This is a genomic window from Antribacter sp. NEAU-D49, assembly GCF_057158775.1.
In genome coordinates, this window is record NZ_JBXTSN010000021.1 from 35,855 (window position 1) to 55,905 (window position 20,051).

Here is a 20,051-nt window from a genome sequence, read left to right on the forward strand (position 1 = left end):
TCATACCTCCGCTGACCCGGCCCGTTCATGCACGCGTATCGCGTGCTCGTAGTGTCCTACGAGGTCCTCGCACACATCGTGCCAGGACCGGCTGGCGGCGTGCTCGCGCGCGGCCTCGCCGAACGCCTGGCGCTTGCGCTCGTCGCCCACGAGGTCGGCCACGTGGCCGCGCAGCGCCTGGTGGTCGCCGGGCGGGTAGAGCCAGCCGTCGTGCGAGTGGCGCACGATGTCGAGCGGGCCGCCGGCGGCCGGGGCCACCACGGGAACGCCGCTGGCGTGCGCCTCCTGGAGGGTCTGGCCGAACGTCTCGAGCTCGCCCGGGTGGACGAAGACGTCGAGGCTCGCCATCGCACGGGACAGCTCGGCCCCGCGGAGCAGGCCCGTGAAGTGCGCGTCGGGCAGGATCTCCTGCAGGTCGGCCCGCTCCGGCCCGTCGCCGACGACGACGAGGCGCACGCCGGGCAGGTCGGACAGCACGGCGAGGGCCTCGACCTGCTTCTCGGCGGCGAGCCGCCCCACGTAGCCGACGAGCACGTCGCGGCCTGCGCCGACACGGGCCCGCCAGGCCGGGTCGCGGAACCGGGGGTGGAACGTGGTGGTGTCCACCCCGCGGCCCCAGAGCCGGAGGTTGGGGATGCCGCGGCGGGCCAGGTGCGTCATCGTCGCCGTGGACGGCGCGAGGTTGAGGGTGGCGCGCTCGTGGATGTTCTTGACGCGCCGCCAGAGCAGCGACTCGAGGTGGGGCAGCCCGTAGCGCGCCGCGTACCCGGGCACCTCGGTCTGGTAGACGGCGACCGTGGGCAGCCGCAGCTGCTCGGCCGCGAGCACGCCCTGCCAGCCCAGGACGAAGGGCGACGCCAGGTGCACCACGTCGGGCGCGAACGCCGCGAGGGTGCGCTCGGTGCGCCACTTCTTGCCGACGACGAGCCGCACGTCCGGGTAGCCCGGCAGCCCGATGGACCCGAGCTCGACCACCGGGGCGCCGTTGACGAAGGGCGGCACCGGGCCAGAGTCGGCGTCAGGGGCGAGCACGAGAGCCTCGTCGCCCCGCCGCTCCAGGTGTTCGAGCACGCGCAGGACGGAGTTGGTGACGCCGTTGACCTGCGGGAGGAAGCTCTCTGCCACGATAGCTACGCGCACAAGAAAAACTTGACCAGCCGACGGTGACGACTGGGGGAGTTCTGGGCGGCGAACCGGAGAACGGCGGGCGACGGTATGGTGACGGCCCGGCGAGGCCGGGCAGGTCACGGCGTGGCGCCGGCCGTGGTCTCAGGTTCCTCGGTGGGTTCCGGCTTCTCCGTGGCTTCCGGTTCGTCCGCGACCGGACGCGCGAACGGCGTCGCCCCCAGCGCGAGCTGGAAGAGCCGGACCACGGCGCCCAGGAGCAGCACCACGATGAGGCCGTTGCGGATCCCGCCGATCCAGACCATGTGCGGCCAGCCGCCGAGGAACTCGCCGTACTGGGCGGGGAAGATCTCGAAGGTCAGGCGGCCGATCACCAGCGCCACCAGCAGGGGCGGCGCCCAGGTGCGCAGGAACGCGAGGCCTCGCAGCTGGGACAGGGCGATCCCGGCCACGAGCGGCGGGCCGATCCACGCGATGAACTGCGGGGAGCCCACCTTGTTGAAGACGATCAGGGCGAGCAGCTGGGCCGCGGCGCCCAGGAGCAGCACGTCCTGCAGCCGGTCGGGACGACGGCGGCCCGCCCACCACGTGAGGGCCGCGACCAGGAGCACCGCGATCGGGAGCACCACGTCGAGCGCGGCGGCGACCCGTGCGGCGCCGTCGGTCAGCACCTCGTAGGTGAAGATCTGGTCGTTGAACTCGATGAGGATCGTCGGGTCCCAGCGGTGCGCGACGACGAACGGGGTGGCCGCCACCGACTCGACCTGGAGGCCGCGGGCGCCCTGCTCGCCGAACACGTCGAGCACCCGGGTGCCGGAGCCGCCGATCAGCGCCCAGCCGACGGCCACGGCGGTGACTGCGGCGCCGGGCAGCACGACCTCACGCAGGGGGCGGCGGCTCACGGCCAGGAGCGCGACGGCGACGGCCCCGGGGGCGATCTTGATCCAGGCGCCCACCGTGGCGAGCGCCATCGCGGCGGCCGGGTGGCGCGCGGCGATCAGGAGCGAGACCAGGATGAACGGCGCGATGACGCCGTCGAGCCGCCCCAGGAAGATGGGCCCGAGCGCCACGAGGAAGACGAGCCAGGACCAGGCGGCGATCCGGCCGCGCGGCCGGGTGGACCCGAGCGCCAGGAGCGAGAGGGCGTCGAGCATGGTGACCATCGAGGTCCACGCGATCTTGTAACCCTCGGCGTCCTGGGTCCACAGGGCGGGGAGCGTGATGGGGATCAGCGCTCCGACGGGGTAGACGAACTCGCCGTCGAAGACAGGCCACCAGCCGGCGTCGAGGCCGTTCCGCGCCCACCACTCGTACAGCGCCACGTCGCCGTAGATCTGCGGCTCCCAGAGCCAGGCCTGCTGGATGAGGTACACGTGGACCAGGGCGAACCCGAGCCAGAGCGCGGGCCACGACCCCAGCACGCGCGCGGCGAGGTGGCCGGCGGCGCCCAGTCGCGTCGCGGGGCGGGTCGTCGGGGTCGGGTCGGTGTCGCTCGTCGGGTCGGCCACGCGGACATCCTGCCACCGGCGGGCGTCGCGTGGTGCAAAACGGGTGACCGCGAGTTAGAGTTCGGGTCACCGAACTTTATGGAGGATCAGTGCACCAGGTCCCGATCGCGACGCGCCGCCTGCACGGCGCCCGCCTCGTGATGCTCCTCGGCCCCGCGTTCGTCGCTGCGATCGCCTACGTGGACCCGGGCAACGTGGCGGCGAACCTCACGGCCGGCGCCCGGTTCGGGTACCTCCTCGTGTGGGTCCTCGTCGCGGCCAACGCGATGGCGGTGCTGGTCCAGTACCTGTCCGCCAAGCTCGGGGTCGTCACCGGCCGCTCCCTGCCGCAGGTGCTCGGGGAGCGGCTGCCACGCCCGGCCCGGCTCGCCTACTGGGTGCAGGCGGAGGTGGTGGCGGCCGCCACGGACCTCGCCGAGGTGATCGGTGGCGCGATCGCCCTCCACCTCCTGTTCGGCGTGCCTCTCGTGGCGGGCGGGCTCATCACCGGTCTGGTGTCGCTCCTGCTCCTCGCGATCCAGCAACGGCGTGGCCAGCGGGCCTTCGAGGCGGTCATCACCTCGATGCTGGTGATCCTCACGGTCGGCTTCTGCGCCGGCCTGTTCTTCGCGCCGCCGGACCCGGCCGGGGTGCTCGGCGGGCTCGTGCCCCGGCTCGCGGGGACCGACTCCGTCCTGCTCGCCGCCTCCATGCTCGGCGCCACCGTGATGCCGCACGCCATCTACCTGCACTCGTCGCTCGCCCGCGACCGGCACCACCCCGAGGAAGGGCCCGAGCCGGGGCAGACCCGCGTGCGGCAGCTCCTCCGGGCCACCCGGTACGACGTCGTACTGGCGCTCCTGCTCGCGGGCGGCGTGAACATCGGCATGCTGCTGCTCGCCGCGGCGAACCTGGGCGGCACCGCGGGCACGGACTCGATCGAGGGGGCATACGCGGCCATCGCGGGCACCCTCGGCCCGGTGATCGCCGTGCTCTTCGCCGTGGGTCTCCTCGCGTCGGGCCTCGCCTCGACCTCCGTCGGCGCCTACGCGGGCGCCGAGATCATGGCGGGCCTGCTCAAGGTGCGGGTACCGCTGCTCGCCCGCCGGCTCGTCACGCTGATCCCGGCGATCGTGCTGCTGACCACGGGCCTGTCGCCCACGTGGCTGCTCGTCGTGAGCCAGGTGGTGCTCAGCTTCGGCATCCCGTTCGCGATGATCCCGCTCGTGGTCCTGACCCGGGACCGCGCCCTCCTGGGCGAGCACCGGAACGCCGCGACCACCCAGGCGGTGGCCTGGGTGGTCGCGGCGGTGATCGTGGCGCTCAACGTGACGCTGCTGTGGCTCACGCTCACGGGCGGCTGAGTCAGCCGGCGGCTCGGGCGAGGTACGACACGTCGCCGTTGCTGCTCGTGATCCGCACCGTCCGGTCGGCAGCCGGGTCGGTGGGCGCCTCGATGACCTGGCTGCCGTTGGACGTGCTGATCGTCAGCGCCACAGGCTCGTCGGTCCCGTACACGGTGACGTCGCCGTTGCTGCTCTCGGCCCGGACGTCGCCGGTCACGCCCTCGACCTCGACCTCGCCGTTGTCCGTCACGGCCTCGGCCTCGCCGTCCACGTCGCGCACCGCGACGTCGCCGTTGTTCGACCGGGCGACCACCGCGCCGCCCGCGTCCACGACCTCGATGTCCCCGTTGCTCGACGTGGCCTCGACCTCGCCGCTCGCGTCGCGGACGGTGACGCGGCCGTTGCTCGAGCGGGCGGCGACGTCGCCGTCGATCGCCGTGACCTCGATCCGCCCGTTGCTCGACGCCACGTCGAGGTCGCGCGCCAGGCCCGTCGCCTCGATGCGGCCGTTCGAGGTGCGGACCACCACCTCGGTGTCCGCCGGGACGGTCACCTCGAAGGAGCCCGAGCACCGCCAGGACAGCCAGCCGCGGCACTCGTGCGACAGCACGAGCCGGTCGCTGCGCTCGTCGGCCCGGAACTCCGGGCTCACGAGGCCGAGCCGGGCGACCCGGTCCACCTCGATGTCGCCCTCCGCCGCCACGACCGTGACGTGGCCGTCCGCGACCAGCTCGACGGTGCCGACAGGCGAGTAGGTCTCGTGGACGGTCTCGGTGCGGGTCATCGTCAGGTCGACGACGAAGAGCGCACCCCACAGCGCGCCCAGGGCGGCGAGGCCGATACCGACCCAGAGGAGGACGCGTCCGCCCGGGGTGGTGCCGGGGCGCGTGTCGGGGGGACTGTCGACGATGGTCATGAGGGACTCCTTCAGTTGGGCTGGTGCTCGAGCCAGCGCAGGACCGCGAGCACGCGGCGATGGTCGTCCGAGTCCGGGGGGAGCCCGAGCTTCCCGAGGATGGACGTGACGTGCTTCTCGACGGCGGGCAGGCCCACCACGAGACGTTCGGCGATGGCGCTGTTGGACCGGCCCTCGGCCATGAGCGCGAGCACCTCGCGCTCGCGCGGCGTCAGGGCGTCCAGGCCCGTGCGGCGGGTCCGGGTGAGGATCTGGGTCACGACCTCGGGGTCCACGACCGTCCCGCCCGCGGCCACGCGGGCGAGGGCGTCGAGGAACTCGTCGACGTCGGCCACGCGGTCCTTGAGCACGTAGCCCAGGCCGCGTGCGCCGCGGGCGAACAGCTCGGAGGCGTAGCGCTGCTCCACGTACTGCGAGAGCACCAGGACAGGCAGGTCGGGGTGCAGGCTGCGGAGGTGCACCGCGGCACGGAGGCCCTCGTCGGTGTGGGACGGCGGCATCCGGACGTCGGTGATCAGCGCGTCGGGCAGGACGGCGTCCGGCGCGGAGAGCGCGTGGACCAGCTCGTCCGCCGTGCGGAAGCCCTCGACCTCGTGCCCCTCGGTCGTGAGCAGACGGGTGAGCCCGTCCAGGAGGAGGACGGAGTCCTCGGCGATCAGGATGCGCACGGCACCTCCACGGTGAGACGGGTGCCGGCACCGGCAGGGCTCGAGAGCTGGAACGTGCCGTCGAGGGCAGCCACGCGGCCGCGCAGGCCGAGCAGCCCGCTGCCGGCGGCGAGGTCGGCGCCCCCGCAGCCGTCGTCGGACACGACGACGCGCAGCCGGCAGGGCGCGCCCGGGACGATCTCCGCAAGGACCGCCGCGCTCTGCGCGTCGGCGTGCTTGGCCACGTTGGTGAGGGCCTCGGCGACGACGAAGTACGCGGCGGCCTGCGCTGTGGGGCCGGCCTGGGTCAGGGAGTCCGGGTCGGGGACGTCGACGCGGACGGGCACGGGGCTGCGGGCCGCGAGGGACGAGAGCGCGGCGTCGAGCCCGCGGTCGGCGAGCACGGCGGGGTGGATGCCGCGCACCAGGTCACGCAGCTCGGAGAGCGTCTCCTTGATCTCGCGGTGCGCGTGCTCCAGGGCGGCAGCAGCGGCCTCCGGGTCGGCGGCGGCCCGGCGCCGGGCGCTGCCGAGCTCGACGCCCAGGGCGACGAGGCGCTGCTGCGCGCCGTCGTGCAGGTCGCGCTCGATGCGGCGGCGCTCTGTGTCGGCGGCGTCGACGGCGAGGGTGCGGGTGGTCTGGAGCACGACGGCGCGGCGCTCGGCCACCTGCTGCGCGGCGCGCGCCGCCTGCGAGGCCGACGGGCCGAGCAGGGTCCGCGCCAGGCGCACCAGGAGCAGGGTGCCGCCCTGGGCGGCGAGCGCGGCGACCCAGGTCAGGACGAGCCCGGCGCCCACCGCTCCGGCCGCCTCGACGACGAACGGCTGGTCGTCGAGGCCGAGGTCGAGGTCGGTCCGACCCCAGCCGGGGAACAGGAGGAAGGCCACAGCCCCGCCGGCCGCGGTCATGGAGAGGCCGGCCGTGACCGAGGTGAGCAGGACGCCCACGAACGCGTAGAGGACGTGCGCCCAGGTGCGGCCGTCGGTGAGGACGGTCCACCAGGCGGCCCAGACCCCGGCGCGGCGGGGCGTCCGGTACTCCGGGCGCCCCACGTCCACGCCGGTCTGCAGCAGGAGGCGGGCGCGCTCGGTCGCGGCGAACCAGCGGGCGGCGTACAGGGCGAGCACCAGCAGCGGCAGGCCTGCGCCCAGGGCGGGCACGGCCCCGGCACCGGCGGAGACGAGGACGACCACGACGAGACCGGCCGTCAGCATCCAGGCCCAGCTGACCCAGACCTGGGCGACGGCCCGCCAGGTGGCCGGGGAGAACGGCGCCGCGAAGAAGCCGTCTCGGGACGCCCAGCCGGGCGCGACCAGCGCCAGGTCCGGCGAGGGTGCCTCGGCGGCGGCACGGGGATTCTCCATGCGACCGACAGTAGGCCGTGGCCTGCGGGGAAGGGCACCCGGTGGTCCCACAGACCGAGGGTAGGGCTAACCCCCGGTCCGCGGGAACGGACGGTCACACGAAGGCGGAAAGACCAGTGATCTCGCGGCCCAGGATGAGCGCCTGGACGCTCTCGGTGCCCTCGTACGTGTGCAGGGCCTCGATGTCGGCGAAGTGCCGGGCCACCCGGTTCTGCAGCAGGATGCCGTTCCCGCCCAGCATGTCGCGCGCGGACGCGGCGATCTCTCGGGCCCCGCGCGTGGTCGTGTACTTGGCGAGCGACGCCTGCGGCCCGGTGAGCTTGCCGGCCTCGTCGAGACGGGTCAGCTGCGCCACGAGCAGCTGCATCTGGGTGAGGGTGGAGAGCATCTTCGCCAGGCGCTCCTGCACCATCTGGCTCGCCGCCAGCGGGCGGCCGAACTGGATGCGCTGCTTCGAGTACGCCACCGCGGCCTCGTAGCAGGCCACGGCCTGGCCGACGGCGGACCAGGCGACCCCCAGGCGCGTCGCGAACAGCACCCGGCTGGTGTCCTTGAACGACCGGGCGCCGACGAGGGCGTTCTCGGCCGGGACGAACACGTCCTCCAGCAGGATGTGGGCCTGCCAGATGGCGCGCAGCGACACCTTGCCCTCGATGGTGGTGCCCGTGTAGCCGGGGGCGTCCTGCGGCACGACGAAGCCGTGCACCTGGTTGTCGCCGCCCTCGCCGACGAGGCGCGCCCACACCACCGTGATGTCGCCGCACGAACCGAAGCCGATCCACTTCTTCTCGCCGTTGAGGACGTAGCCCTCCACGCCGTCCCGGACCGTCTTCACGGCCGTGGTCTCGAGCGACACCGAGTCCGAGCCGTGGGTGGGCTCGGTCAGCGCGAAGGCACCCAGGATCTCCCCGCGCGCCATGGGCTCGGCCCAGCGCTCCACCTGCTCCGGGGAGCCGAGCATGACGATCGAGCGCAGCGCCAGGCCGCCCTGCACGCCGCAGATCGTGGAGACCGACGCGTCGCCGCGCGACATCTCCATGGCGGCGAGGCCCTCGGCCATCAGGCTGACCGTGGGGTGGCCGGGCACGTCCACGCCGTCGCGCAGGAAGTCCAGCTCGGCCAGGCGCTTGACGAGGTCGAAGGGGACCTCGGCACGCTCCCAGTAGCCGTCGATGACCGGCAGGACCTCGTCCTGCACGAACTGGCGGACGGCGAGCTGGTGGGCCCGCTCCTCCTCCGTGATCCCGGCGAACGCACCGGCGAAGTCGATGTCGAGCGGCTGAGCCACGTCGTAGGCGGGCGCCGTCACCCCAGGAGTCTGCGTCATGAAGTCATCGTGCGCCGGTACGTGGTATCAGGTCAAGCGAGACTGCGTATCACTGGGCGTGTCTCTCCGTGGCCCGGGCAGCCGCGCCAGTGCGCCCACGGCTGCGGGGACGTCCGGACCGGGAGGCCGGTCTCTGCGGCCCGCCGCACCTCGAGCTGGAGGTACTGGTCCTGCGCTGCCTCGGCCACCTCGTAGGGCGCCGGGCCGCCGGCCAGCACGTGCCGGCCCATGCGGTCGAAGAGGCGCGCGATCGACAGCTCGTCGTCGGCGAGACGGGCCGGGAGCAGGTCGTTCCGGTCGGCCCACCGGCCCTCGAACAGGTATCCGCGCAGGAAGAGACCCTCGTGGCTGCCTGCCCCGCCGGCGGCGACCCGCTCCAGGCGCGACCGGACCGGGGTGCCGTCGGGGGTGACGTAGCGGACCGTCTCGTCGCGGACCTCGCCGAGCGGGCCGCGCACCACGAGCGTGGGCGAGCGCACCCAGGAGCGGTACTGCTGGTCGTCGAACTCGTAGACGCCGAGCCGGTCGCCGAGGTCGAGCCACGCGGTGCTGTGCACGGTGCCGACGAGCGACAGGCCCTCGGGGTCACCCTCCCGGCCGGGGCTCGCGGCGATGCGGCGCACGTCGCGGCGGGCCGTGATCACCGCGTCGTCGGCGGTGGCGCCGAGCGCCCGGCGCAGCACCGACAGGCCGTGGTAGTCGTGGGCCACGCTCACGTGCGCGTCGGTCACCGCACCCAGCAGGCCCGACGCGGCGACCGCGAGCTGGGCGGAGACCAGCGGCTCCAGGTGGTACTGCTCGGCGACCTGGATGCACGCGCCGCCGTCGACCAGCTCCTGGAGCGCCGCCAGCTCGGGGACGGTCCCCGCGGCGGGCGTCTCCTGGAGCACGGGCACACCCGCCGCCGCGAGCGACCGGACCACCGGCTGGGCCGCGCCCGCGGGCAGGGTCAGCGCCACGAAGTCCGGCGCGCCGCCCGCCACGAGGTCGTCGGGGGAGGCGAACACCGGGGCCGGCAGCCCCGGGAGGCCTGCCGCCGGGAGGCCGGACGTGGCGAGGGCCTCCCGGTCGGCCGCGTTGCGGGTGGCGACCCCCGCCACCTCGAAGCGGCCCGGGAGAGCATGGAGCACGCGCAGCATCGTCCGGGCCCGGAAGCCCGAGCCGACGACCCCGACCCGGACGGGGCGGCCGGGCAGAGCGGGCCCCGTCACGCCCGCACCGGCTCACCGTCCGCGGCCCCCGCCGACGCGAGGCGCTCCAGGCGGTTCACCCGCCACCAGACGAAGAAGCCCACGAGGGTGAAGCCGCCGTAGAACAGGTACATCGCGGCCGTCGCGTAGTACCCGCCTGCGAGCAGCAGCGGCACCCCGACGGCGTCGACCGCCACCCAGATCAGCCAGAACTCGACCCACCCCTTCGCCATGCCGTAGGTGGCGAGGAGGGAGCCCATGAAGATCCACGCGTCGGGCAGCGGGGCCCAGGAGCCGAGCCGGCCGAAGACCCAGGCGAAGCCGAACGTGCCGGCCGCCATCGCGACGACGATCCCCGCCCGCTCGGCCCACGACGCCCACCGCGGGTGCACCGCGACGGCCCCCGCGCCGCCGTCGGCCTGCTGCGCCTGGCGCCAGCGGACCCAGCCGTAGACGGAGACGGCGATGAACATGACCTGGCGCCCCGCCTGCCCGAGCATGTCGGGCAGCGGCGAGCCGCCGAACCACGAGCCCAGGAACACTGTGAAGAGGAGCACATTCCCCACGATGCCGACGGGCCAGGCCCACACCTTGCGGCGCAGGCCGCCGAGCGCCGAGGCGAGGCCGAACGCGTTCCCGATCACCTCGCGCCACAGGATGTGCTCCGTGCCGACGGTGAACGTGGCGTCGAACAGCCAGCGGATGATGTCCATGGTTCCTCCCGGTCTGCCGCAACGGGACACCGGGGAACGGCACGCCCCAGGGCAGGGGCGCGCCGACGTGCTTCCTCCCATCCGGACTTTCACCGTCGGTCCTGGAGTTCCACCAGGTCAACCGCACCGAAGCGCGGGTCGCGGACTGTCACCGCCGGCTCGGAATTACACCGACCCCGGAGCACGTGCGTGCGTGATGCACAACGACTACTGGAACACAGGATGCCACGGCGGCATTCCGCGGGAGAAAGCCGTTCAGCCGAGCGCGTCGCGCACGGCGCGGGCCACCTCGTCGGCGCCCGCGGCGGCGTCCACGACGGCGACGACGACCCGGCGGCCCGTCGGCGCCTGGCCGCCCGCCGGAGCCGTCCCGCCGGAGCCCAGGATCGCCGCACGGCGCAGGTCGGCGAACGCCTCCTCGAGGTCCGGCCGCAGGTCCAGGCCGGGGTTGCGGAGCCAGCGCCGCAGGATCGCGTTGTGCACGGCCACGACCGAGGCGGCGAACGCGATCGACGCGGTCGACGTGGACCGGTCGGGCGACAGGGTGTCGCGCAGGTAGTGCGTGAAGGCCCGCTCGTACCGGTGCGTCGTCACGAGCTCGCGGTCGCGCAGCTGAGGCACCTGCTGGAGCAGGGCGTAGCGGGCCAGGGACGTCTCCCGCTGGCCCACGTGGTGGTCGAACACCATCCGGGCCGCCCGGCAGACCTCCAGGTAGGGGTCCACGTCGGGGTCCCAGGCGCGGCCGACGTCGGCCATCGACTCCTCGCTCTGCCGTGCCTCCGGGCGGGTCGCGGCCAGCATCACGACCACCTCCTCGAGCAGCAGCTCGTGGTCCGCGAAGACGACGTCCTCCTTGGAGCGGAACCGGCGGAAGAACGTCGCCCTGCTCACGCGCGCGGCGTCGGCGATCTCCTCGACGGTGGTCCTCTCGTACCCCTGCCGGGTGAAGAGGTCGATCGCGGCGTCGACCGCCTGCGCGTGCGTGTGAGTACGAACGGCAGTCATGCCAGGCAGGCTACCGCGCCTCTGGTCGCGTTAGGGTGCGGATCGTGACCGAGTCAACCGTTCCCGTCGTCGACGTGTACGTCGACCCCCTGTGCCCCTTCGCCTGGATCACGTCCCGCTGGGCCCTCGAGGTCGCGGCGCAGCGCGAGGTCGAGCTCACGTTCAAGCTGATGAGCCTGTACCTGCTCAACAAGGATCGTGAGCTCCCCGCCGACTACCGCGCCAAGATCGACGCGTCGCGCGGGATCGGCCGCGTGGCCGCCGCGGTCCAGGCCGACCACGGCCCCGAGGCCTTCTCGGCCTTCTACACCGCTGCCGGCACCCGGATCCACAACCAGGGCGACACGGACTACGCGTCCGTCGCCGCCGCGGCGCTCGCCGAGGCGGGGCTGCCCCCAGCCCTGGCCGACGCCGCAGGCTCCGACGCCTACGACGAGGCCCTCGCCCTCAGCCACAAGGCCGGCATGGCCCCCGTCGGGGAGGACGTCGGCACGCCGACCCTCCACGTCGACGGCGTCGCCTTCTTCGGCCCGGTGCTGACCCGCATCCCCCGCGGCGAGGACGCGCTGCGGATCTTCGAGGGGGCGCTGGCGCTCGCGGCGTACCCCCACTTCTTCGAGCTCAAGCGCAGCCGTACCGAAAGGCCCGAGTTCTCATGACCCTCGACCTCCGCATCTTCACCGAGCCCCAGCAGGGCGCGTCCTACGACGACCAGCTCGCCGTCGCGCAGGCGACCGAGGCGCTCGGGTTCAGCGCGTTCTTCCGGTCCGACCACTACCTCGCGATGGGCGGCGACGGCCTGCCCGGCCCCACCGACGCGTGGACCACGCTGGCGGGGCTCGCCCGCGAGACGTCGACCGTGCGGCTCGGCACGCTCGTCTCGTCGGCGACGTTCCGCCACCCCGGCGTCCTCGCGATCCAGGTGGCCCAGGTGGACCAGATGTCGGGCGGGCGCGTCGAGCTCGGCCTCGGCGCCGGCTGGTTCGAGGCCGAGCACGCCGCGTACGGCATCCCCTTCCCGGCCAAGCGCTTCGGCCTGCTCGAGGAGCAGCTCGAGGTGCTCACCGGCCTGTGGGGCACGCCGGTGGGCTCGACGTACTCGTTCGAGGGCGAGCACTACACGCTGACCGACTCGCCCGCGCTGCCCAAGCCCGCGCAGGAGAAGATCCCGGTGATCGTGGGCGGCGGCGGGCCTCGCCGCACGCCGGCGCTGGCCGCCCGGTTCGCCGACGAGTTCAACCTCGCGTTCCCGGAGATCGACTCCATCCCCGCACGGCTCGACGTGATCCGGGCCGCGTGCAAGGACGCCGGGCGCGACCCGGGGACGCTGACCTTCTCGGCTGCGCTCGTGGTCGCCGTCGGCGCGGACGAGGCGGAGTTCACCCGCCGGGCCGCGGCGATCGGCCGGGAGCCCGCGGAGCTCCGCGAGCACGGCGTCGCCGGCACCGTCGCGGAGGCGGCGGAGCGTCTCGTCGCCCTGCGCGACGCCGGCCTGTCGCGCGTCTACCTGCAGGTGCTGGACCTGCACGACCTCGATCACCTGGACCTGGTCGCCCGTGAGGTGCGGCCGCAGCTCGGCTGAGCACCCTGAACAACCCTGAGGAGTCGGAATGAAGCTGGGCTGGACTACCCACGGCGACGGGGCGCGCGTCGCGCCGGGCGAGGTCGTCGCCCCCGGGGAACGGCTCACGTGGCCGCGCACCATCGGCATCGGCCTGCAGCACATCGTCGCCATGTTCGGCGCCACGTTCCTGGTGCCGATCCTGACCGGCTTCCCGCCGGCCACGACGCTGTTCTTCTCGGCGATCGGCACCGTGGCGTTCCTGCTGATCACCGGGAACCGCCTGCCGAGCTACCTGGGCTCCAGCTTCGCGTTCCTCGCTCCGATCGGCGCGGCCACGGCGGCCGGCGGTCAGTCGGTCGCCGTGGGCGGCATCCTCGTCACCGGCCTGGCGCTCATGGCGGTGGGCGCCGTGGTGCACTTCGCCGGGGCGCGCTGGATCGACGTGGTGATGCCGCCGGTCGTGACGGGCGTCATCGTGGCCCTCATCGGCCTCAACCTGGCTCCGGCCGCCTGGAACAACTTCAAGGTCTCGCCGGTCACCGCCGTGGTGACGCTCGCTGCCGTGATCCTCATCTCGGTGCTGTTCAAGGGCATCCTGGGCCGCCTCTCCATCCTGCTGGGCGTGCTGGTGGGCTACGCGTTCGCCGTGGTGCGCGGCGAGGTGGACTTCACGGCGGTCCGTGAGGCGGCGTGGTTCGGCCTGCCGCAGTTCACCGCGCCGTCGTTCGACCTGTCGGTGCTCGGGCTCTTCCTCCCGGTGGTGCTCGTGCTGGTCGCGGAGAACGTGGGGCACGTGAAGTCCGTGGCCGCGATGACCGGCCAGGACTTCGACGACGTGACCGGGCGTGCCCTCTTCGCCGACGGCGTCGCGACCACCCTCGCGGGTGTGGGCGGCGGCTCGGGCACCACCACGTACGCGGAGAACATCGGGGTCATGGCGGCCACCCGGGTCTACTCGACCGCCGCCTACTGGGTCGCTGCCGCGGGCGCGCTCGTGCTGAGCCTCTCGCCCAAGTTCGGCGAGCTGATCAACACTGTCCCGCAGGGCGTCCTGGGCGGTGTCACCACCATGCTCTACGGGATGATCGGCGTGCTCGGCGCGCGCATCTGGGTGCAGAACCGCGTCGACTTCTCCGACCCGGTCAACCTCACCACCGCCGCCGTGCCGCTGGTCATCGGCATCGCGAACTACACCTGGGTGGCCGGCGGGCTCACCTTCGAGGGCATCGCCCTCGGCACCGCCGCGGCGCTCGGGATCTACCACCTCATGCGGGCCGTCTCCCGCTGGCGCGGCACGGCCGTCACGACACGCTGAGCAGGGCTTCCCTGCGGCTGAACGCATGAGTAGTCTGCTGAACATGCGTTCAGCCCCAGACCGTAGCGACCTCACGGCACGCGCCCGGATCCGGGACGCGGCCGTGGCGCGCTTCGCGGTGGAGGGGTTCGCTGTCCCGGTCCGGACCATCGCCGCCGACGCCGGGGTGAGCCCCGGGCTGGTGCTGCACCACTTCGGGTCCAAGGACGGGCTCCGGGCGGAGTGCGACGAGCACGTGCTCGGCCTCATCCGGACCGCCAAGCGCGACGTCCTGTCGACGCAGTCCGGGCCGGCCACGTTCCTGGCGGAGATCGCGACGGTCGCCGACCGCGCACCGCTGGTGGGCTATGTGCTGCGCAGCCTCCAGGCCGGCGGCCCGGTGGGCCGGGCGTTCGTGGAGCACATGATCCAGGACGCCGTCGAGTACCTGCGGGAGGGCGTCGCCGCGGGCCTGATCAAGCCGAGCGTCGACGAGGAGGCTCGGGCGCGCTATCTCACCATGAGCTCGCTGGGCGCACTCCTCGCCGAGGTCGTGCTCTCGCCGACGGAGACCCTTGACGACCTCACGAGCGTCGTCACCACCTACTTCGACCGCATCGCCCTCCCGGCGCTGGAGCTGTACACGGAGGGCTTCCTCACCACGCGGCGCATGCTCGACGACTACCTGATGTACGTCCCCGACCCGCCCGGCGCTCCTGGCGCGGAACCCGGAAGCTGACGACAACAGAGAGCGAAGAGCCCATGACCAGCCCCAGCACGCCCGCGGTCGAGATCCGCGGCCTGTCCAAGTCCTTCGGACAGGTCAAGGCCCTCGACGGCCTCGACCTGACGGTCCGCCCCGGAGAGGTGGCCGGGTTCCTCGGCCCCAACGGGGCCGGCAAGTCGACCACGATCCGCGTCCTCCTGGGCCTCCTCCGGGCCGACGCCGGCACCGCCCGCCTCTTCGGCGGCGACGTCTGGCGTGACGCGGTGGCCCTCCACCGCCGGCTCGCCTACGTGCCCGGCGACGTCAGCCTGTGGCCCAACCTCACCGGCGGCGAGGCGATCGACCTCCTCACCCGGCTCCGCGGCCGCGCCGACGCCGCGCGCAAGGCCGAGCTGCTCGAGCGCTTCGAGCTCGACCCCACCAAGAAGGCGCGCACCTACTCGAAGGGCAACCGGCAGAAGGTCGCGCTCGTGGCGGCCTTCGCCTCCCGGGCGGACCTCCTCGTCCTGGACGAGCCCACCTCGGGCCTGGACCCCCTGATGGAGGCGGTCTTCACGGACTACGTGCGCCAGGCCAAGGCCGACGGCGTCTCGGTGCTGCTGTCCAGCCACATCCTGAGCGAGGTGGAGAAGGTGTGCGACACCGTCACCATCATCCGCAACGGCGTGGCGGTCGAGTCCGGCACGCTGGACTCCCTGCGGCACCTCACGCGCTCCAGCGTCACGGCGGTCGTGACCGGTGACCCGGCAGCGGTGGCCTCGGCCGAGGGGGTGCACGACCTGGTGGCCACCCCGGCCGACGGCGGCACGCGCGTCACCTTCGACGTCGACAACACCCGGATCGGGGCGGTGCTCCGCCTGCTCGGCGAGCTCGACGTGCACAGCCTCACCGCGGCCCCGCCGTCGCTCGAGGAGCTCTTCATGCGCCACTACGGCGACGCCGTCGCGGCGGACGCGCGATGAGCGCCGACACCCTGGCGGGCACCGGCAGGCTGGTGCGGTTCATGCTCCGGCGCGACCGGGTGCGGCTCCTCGTGTGGACGGCGTCGGTCGTCCTGCTCTACGCGGCGTCCATGGGGGAGTACACGCTCCTCGACGCGGACGACCTCGCGGCCCGTGCCCAGCTCATGCGGACCCCCGCCATGATCTCCATGGCCGGTCCCGGCTACGGCCTCGACGACTACACGGTGGGCGCCGCCCTCGCCAACGAGCTCATCCTCTGGATCGTCATGACCCTCGCGGTCATGAGCATCCTCGAGGTGGTGCGGCACACGCGCGCCGAGGAGGAGAGCGGCCGGTCCGAGCTGGTCCGGGCGGGTGCCGTCGGCCGGCACGCGCCCTCCGTCGCGGCGCTCCTGACGGTCCTGGTCGTCAACGCCATGATCGCCCTGGTCACCGGTGCCGTGCTGGTCTCCGGCGGGCTCCCCGCCGCCGACGCGTTCGTCATGACCACCGCGATCGGCCTTGCGGCGCTGGTGTTCGGCGCCGTCGCCCTCGTCGCCTGCCAGGTCACCGAGCACAGCCGGGGCGCCACCGGTCTCGCCCTGGCCGTCTTCGGCGCGGCGTTCGTGGCGCGCGCTCTGGGCGACATCCAGGAACCGCACGGGAGCTGGGTCTCGTGGCTCTCGCCGATCGCCTGGGCGCAGCAGTCCCGGCCGTTCGTGGACCTTCGGTGGTGGCCGCTGGTGCTGTCGCTCGCCGCCATCGTGCTGCTGCTCCTGCTGGCCGCGTTCCTCGCCTCCCGCCGGGACTTCGGCGGCGGGCTCGTCGCCACCCGCGGCGGGCGCCCCGAGGCCCTCCCGTCGCTGCGCGGGCCGGTCGCCGTCGCCTGGGTGCAGCAGCGTGCGGCCTTCGGGTGGACCACCCTGGGGCTCGGCGCCATGTGGTTCGCGTGCGGCGCCATCCTGGAGGCCGTCCCGGACCTGATGGAGAGCATGGCGGACAACCCCCTCTACGGCGCGGTGCTCGGCACAGAGGGCGACATGGTCAACGCCTTCGTGGGCATCGTCGGGCTGTACGTGGGCCTCTGCGCCGCCGGATACGCGCTGTCCATGACGCTGCGCGCCAAGGCGGAGGAGGCGGCCGGCCGGGCCGAGCTCATGCTCTCAGCCCCGGTGTCACGGTCGCGGTGGCTCGCCGGGACCCTCGTCGTCGCCGGGCTCGGCACGGTCGTCGTCATGATGACCGGCGCCCTCGCGATCTGGCTCGGCGGCGTCGTAGCCGGCCTGACGGAGCCGACGTTCGGCGACTACGCGCTCTTCGGCGCGGTCCACCTCCCGGCGCTCGCCGTGCTGATCGGCGCCGCGGCGGCCCTCTACGCGTGGTTGCCACGCGCCACGCCGCTGCTGTGGGCGCTCCTGGCCTACATGCTCGTCGTGGGCATGTTCGCCGACCTGTTCGGCCTGCCCGACTGGGCGCGTGGGCTCTCGCCGTTCTGGTGGGTGCCCCACACCCTGACGGAGGAGGTCGAGGCGTCGCACCTGGTCGGGCTGTCGGTGGTCGCGGTCGTGCTCTTCGCCGCCGCGTTCGTCGGCTTCCGGCGCCGGGACGTGCCGCAGTAGGGGCCACCTCTAGGATGAACCCATGATCTTCAAGGCCGTAGGAGACGGCCGTCCGTATCCTGACCACGGACGGACGCGGACCCGGGACTGGGTGGACGTGCCGCCCCGCCAGGTCCGGCTCGACGAGCTGGTGACCACCAAGCGGACCCTCGACCTCGACAACCTCCTGTCCGAGGACTCCACGTTCTACGGCGACCTGTTCGCCCACGTCGTGGAGTTCGAGGGCGTGCTCTACCTGGAGGACGGCCTGCACCGGGCGGTCCGGGCGGCGCTGCACCAGCGCCCGGTGCTGCACGCCCGGGTGCTGGTCCTCCGCTGACGTCCAGGACCCCGCTGCTGACGCGGTCCGGGGGGTCGTTCTCCGGTAAGTTCGTCGCGTGACTGTCCCGACCTACGACCAGGCGCGCACCGACCGCCGCCGCCGCGAGCACGAGCGCCAGGCCGTGATCTTCGGGGTGCTGATCGCGTTCCTGGCGCTCTGCGGCATCTTCTCCCTGGCCGTGTACTCGGGGGCTATCAGCTCGCCGTTCGACCGGCCGCTCAAGTCGCCGGGCACCGGCACGGAGGCGCTGCCCGCGCCGTGCCTCCCCGCAGTCGAGGGGCAGCCCGACGGCGCCCTGCCCGTGGCCTACCCGGACGTCCAGGTGCGGGTGCTCAACGCGTCCGGCCAGGCAGGCGTGGCGAAGGCCTACCACGACGTGCTGGCCGAGCGACAGTTCACGATGGTCGCCGAGCCGGGCAACTTCGACCAGACCCTCACCGTCACGGAGCTGCGGTTCGGCGTCCCGGGCATCACGGCGGCGTACACGCTGTGGGCGCACGTCCCGGATGCCCGCCTGGTGCTGGACTCCCGCCAGGACGCGACAGTCGACCTGCTCCCAGGGGTGGAGTTCGACTCCCCGGTCCCCGAGGAGGAGGTCGAGATCCAGGCGGACCGGCCGCTCGAGAATGCCCCGGACTGCCTTCCCGTGGACGAGATCACCCCTCAGCCGGCCCCCGCTGCTGCCGGCTGAGGGCCCCGCACCCTTGACGTGAGGTGCGCCACTTGCCAGGCTGGTACCCAGCCTGCGGGTGGGAGCGCTACCACACCTCCCACCCGCGGGCACGCAAGACACAGCTGTCTTCGCACTCTGCAGGTCGAAGGAGATCTCATGCACCACCACAGGAGCACCCCTGTGCGCCGTCCCGCAGCAGTCCTGGCCGGCGCCGCCGTCCTCGCCGCGGGCGCCTTCCTCAGCGCTCCCGCGACGGCCGCCCCCGCGGCCACCGCGGAGCCGTCGCCCGGTCTGTACGTCGACCCGTTCAGCTCGACGTACTCCGCGGCTGCCGGGCTCACCGGACAGGCCAAGGCCGACGCCCAGCTGCTGGGCAGCTTCCCCACAGCCACCTGGCTCACCTCCGGCTCGCCCGAGGCGGTCGCCGCGCAGGCGGCCGACGTCGTGTCCCGCGCCGAGGCCGAGAACGCGCTGCCCACCCTGGTGGCGTACAACATCCCGTTCCGTGACTGCGCCCAGTACTCGTCGGGCGGAGCCACCACCCCCGCCGAGTACGAGGCCTGGATCGACGGCGTCGTGGAGGGCATCGGCGACGGCGAGGCCCTCGTGATCCTCGAGCCCGACGGGCTCGGGATCATCCCGCACTACACCACCATCGAGGGCACGCAGGAGTGGTGCCAGCCCGCCGAGGCGAACCCGGCCACGGCCGCGCAGGAGCGGTTCGACATGCTCAACTACGCGGTTGACGCGTTCGCCGCGCTTCCCGGCGTGAAGGTCTACCTCGACGCCGGCCACAGCGGCTGGCTGAACGTGGGCGACAACGCCTCGCGGCTGGTGCGCGCGGGCGTCGAGCGTACGGACGGCTTCTTCCTGAACGCCTCCAACTACCAGTTCACGGCCAACCTCACGGCCTACGGCACGTGGGTCTCGCAGTGCATCGCGTACGTCACCGAGGTCAACCCGGGCGACTACGGCAGCTGCGGCAACCAGTACTGGAACGGCGGCCCGGCGACGGGCTGGTCGGGCGTGGCGATGAACAACAACGCCGAGTGGTCCGCGGGCAACCCCGATCCGGCGCTCAACACCTCGGGGGTCGACTCGCGCTACGAGTCCATCCTCGGCGGCGTGGAGCCCACGGCGCACTTCGTCATCGACACGTCGCGCAACGGCCGGGGCCCGTGGGCGGCACCGGAGGGCGTGTACAGCGACCCCGAGGTCTGGTGCAACCCGCCGGCACGTGGCCTGGGCAGCGTGCCCACGCTCGACACGGGCAACGAGCTCGTCGACGCGCACCTGTGGATCAAGGTCCCCGGTGAGTCGGACGGCCAGTGCTACCGCGGCACCGGCGGCCCGCTCGACCCCGAGCGCGGCATCCAGGCCCCCCGTGCCGGCGGCTGGTTCGTGGAGCAGGCACGCGAGCTCATCGAGCTGGCGGCCACGCCTGTCGAGCCGCAGCAGTGCGCCGTCGAGTACACGGTGCACGGCACGTGGCGCACCGGCTTCACGACGCAGGTGCTGCTCACCAACACCGGGACCGCGCCGGTCTCCGACTGGACGCTGCGCTTCGACCTGCCGACCGGCACGGAGCTCACGCGCAGCTGGAGCGCCGACTGGAGCCAGGACGGCACCATCGTGACCGCGGGGCACTCGCGCTGGGTGCGCACGCTCGACCCGGGCGAGCGCACGTCGTTCGGCTTCAACGCGAGCGGTCCCGCCTTCGAGCCGGGCTACGCGACGCTGAACGGTGAGCCCTGCACGGTGAACGTCGGCTGACCGGCAGGTTCGCTGTCC

At 73.2% G+C, this 20,051-nt stretch carries 19 protein-coding genes and 1 riboswitch; of the genes, 10 read left to right on the forward strand and 9 right to left on the reverse strand.

Features of this window, described 5'->3' with window-relative positions:
- The gene (locus AC060K_RS15965; protein WP_483766391.1) at positions 1-1,125 is read right to left on the reverse strand and encodes a glycosyltransferase family 4 protein; all 1,125 of its coding nucleotides are present in this window, start codon (positions 1,123-1,125) and stop codon (positions 1-3) included.
- Between the two features lie 119 nt (positions 1,126-1,244).
- Positions 1,245-2,633 carry a glycosyltransferase 87 family protein gene (locus AC060K_RS15970; protein ID WP_483766392.1) on the reverse strand — a complete coding sequence of 463 codons (1,389 nt, stop codon included), beginning with the start codon at positions 2,631-2,633 and terminating at the stop codon, positions 1,245-1,247.
- Positions 2,634-2,722: 89 nt separating this feature from the next.
- Between AC060K_RS15970 and AC060K_RS15975 the strand changes: the two genes are divergently transcribed.
- Entirely contained in the window at positions 2,723-3,976 is a 1,254-nt protein-coding gene (locus AC060K_RS15975) for an Nramp family divalent metal transporter (RefSeq protein WP_483766393.1), read from the forward strand.
- 1 nt (position 3,977) lies between these two features.
- Here the strand turns inward: AC060K_RS15975 and AC060K_RS15980 are convergent, their stop codons facing one another.
- The 7 genes from AC060K_RS15980 to AC060K_RS16010 form a co-directional block, all read right to left on the reverse strand.
- On the reverse strand, positions 3,978-4,874 hold the full coding sequence (locus AC060K_RS15980; protein WP_483766394.1) for a DUF4097 family beta strand repeat-containing protein: 897 nt from the start codon (positions 4,872-4,874) through the stop codon (positions 3,978-3,980).
- Positions 4,875-4,885: 11 nt separating this feature from the next.
- The gene (locus tag AC060K_RS15985) at positions 4,886-5,542 is read right to left on the reverse strand and encodes a response regulator (protein ID WP_483766395.1); all 657 of its coding nucleotides are present in this window, start codon (positions 5,540-5,542) and stop codon (positions 4,886-4,888) included.
- Positions 5,530-6,885: a sensor histidine kinase gene (locus AC060K_RS15990; RefSeq protein ID WP_483766396.1), complete on the reverse strand. Its 1,356-nt coding sequence runs from the start codon at positions 6,883-6,885 to the stop codon at positions 5,530-5,532. The genes AC060K_RS15985 and AC060K_RS15990 overlap by 13 nt, the downstream gene beginning before the upstream one ends.
- A gap of 94 nt (positions 6,886-6,979) precedes the next feature.
- The gene (locus AC060K_RS15995; RefSeq protein WP_483766397.1) at positions 6,980-8,212 is read right to left on the reverse strand and encodes an acyl-CoA dehydrogenase family protein; all 1,233 of its coding nucleotides are present in this window, start codon (positions 8,210-8,212) and stop codon (positions 6,980-6,982) included.
- A 32-nt stretch (positions 8,213-8,244) separates the two neighbouring features.
- Positions 8,245-9,423 (reverse strand): Gfo/Idh/MocA family protein, encoded by a 1,179-nt coding sequence (locus tag AC060K_RS16000; protein WP_483766398.1) that lies wholly within the window; start codon positions 9,421-9,423, stop codon positions 8,245-8,247.
- Entirely contained in the window at positions 9,420-10,115 is a 696-nt protein-coding gene (pnuC, locus tag AC060K_RS16005; protein WP_483766399.1) for a nicotinamide riboside transporter PnuC, read from the reverse strand. The genes AC060K_RS16000 and pnuC overlap by 4 nt, the downstream gene beginning before the upstream one ends.
- Positions 10,116-10,178: 63 nt before the next feature.
- Positions 10,179-10,304, reverse strand: a riboswitch (FMN riboswitch).
- A gap of 66 nt (positions 10,305-10,370) precedes the next feature.
- Positions 10,371-11,120, reverse strand: coding sequence for a TetR/AcrR family transcriptional regulator (locus tag AC060K_RS16010; RefSeq protein WP_483766400.1), 750 nt, complete (start codon positions 11,118-11,120; stop codon positions 10,371-10,373).
- Positions 11,121-11,164: 44 nt separating this feature from the next.
- Between AC060K_RS16010 and AC060K_RS16015 the strand changes: the two genes are divergently transcribed.
- The 9 genes from AC060K_RS16015 to AC060K_RS16055 all read left to right on the forward strand — a co-directional run bounded on the left by AC060K_RS16015 (position 11,165) and on the right by AC060K_RS16055 (position 20,033).
- Entirely contained in the window at positions 11,165-11,779 is a 615-nt protein-coding gene (locus AC060K_RS16015) for a mycothiol-dependent nitroreductase Rv2466c family protein (protein WP_483766401.1), read from the forward strand.
- Positions 11,776-12,702, forward strand: a complete 927-nt coding sequence (locus AC060K_RS16020) for an LLM class F420-dependent oxidoreductase (RefSeq protein ID WP_483766402.1) — start codon at positions 11,776-11,778, stop codon at positions 12,700-12,702. Before AC060K_RS16015 ends, AC060K_RS16020 begins: the two co-directional genes overlap by 4 nt.
- A 28-nt stretch (positions 12,703-12,730) precedes the next feature.
- A complete protein-coding gene (locus tag AC060K_RS16025; protein WP_483766403.1) occupies positions 12,731-13,999 on the forward strand; it encodes a uracil-xanthine permease family protein in 1,269 nt (422 codons plus the stop codon).
- 43 nt (positions 14,000-14,042) lie between these two features.
- Entirely contained in the window at positions 14,043-14,717 is a 675-nt protein-coding gene (locus AC060K_RS16030; protein ID WP_483766404.1) for a TetR/AcrR family transcriptional regulator, read from the forward strand.
- A gap of 23 nt (positions 14,718-14,740) precedes the next feature.
- Positions 14,741-15,667 carry an ABC transporter ATP-binding protein gene (locus AC060K_RS16035; protein ID WP_483766405.1) on the forward strand — a complete coding sequence of 309 codons (927 nt, stop codon included), beginning with the start codon at positions 14,741-14,743 and terminating at the stop codon, positions 15,665-15,667.
- Positions 15,664-17,265 (forward strand): ABC transporter permease, encoded by a 1,602-nt coding sequence (locus AC060K_RS16040; protein ID WP_483766406.1) that lies wholly within the window; start codon positions 15,664-15,666, stop codon positions 17,263-17,265. Before AC060K_RS16035 ends, AC060K_RS16040 begins: the two co-directional genes overlap by 4 nt.
- A gap of 22 nt (positions 17,266-17,287) precedes the next feature.
- The gene (locus AC060K_RS16045) at positions 17,288-17,584 is read left to right on the forward strand and encodes a type II toxin-antitoxin system VapB family antitoxin (RefSeq protein WP_125777852.1); all 297 of its coding nucleotides are present in this window, start codon (positions 17,288-17,290) and stop codon (positions 17,582-17,584) included.
- A gap of 58 nt (positions 17,585-17,642) precedes the next feature.
- Positions 17,643-18,278, forward strand: coding sequence for a LytR C-terminal domain-containing protein (locus AC060K_RS16050; RefSeq protein ID WP_483766407.1), 636 nt, complete (start codon positions 17,643-17,645; stop codon positions 18,276-18,278).
- 138 nt (positions 18,279-18,416) lie between these two features.
- Positions 18,417-20,033, forward strand: a complete 1,617-nt coding sequence (locus tag AC060K_RS16055) for a glycoside hydrolase family 6 protein (RefSeq protein ID WP_483766408.1) — start codon at positions 18,417-18,419, stop codon at positions 20,031-20,033.
- Positions 20,034-20,051: the final 18 nt, after the last annotated feature.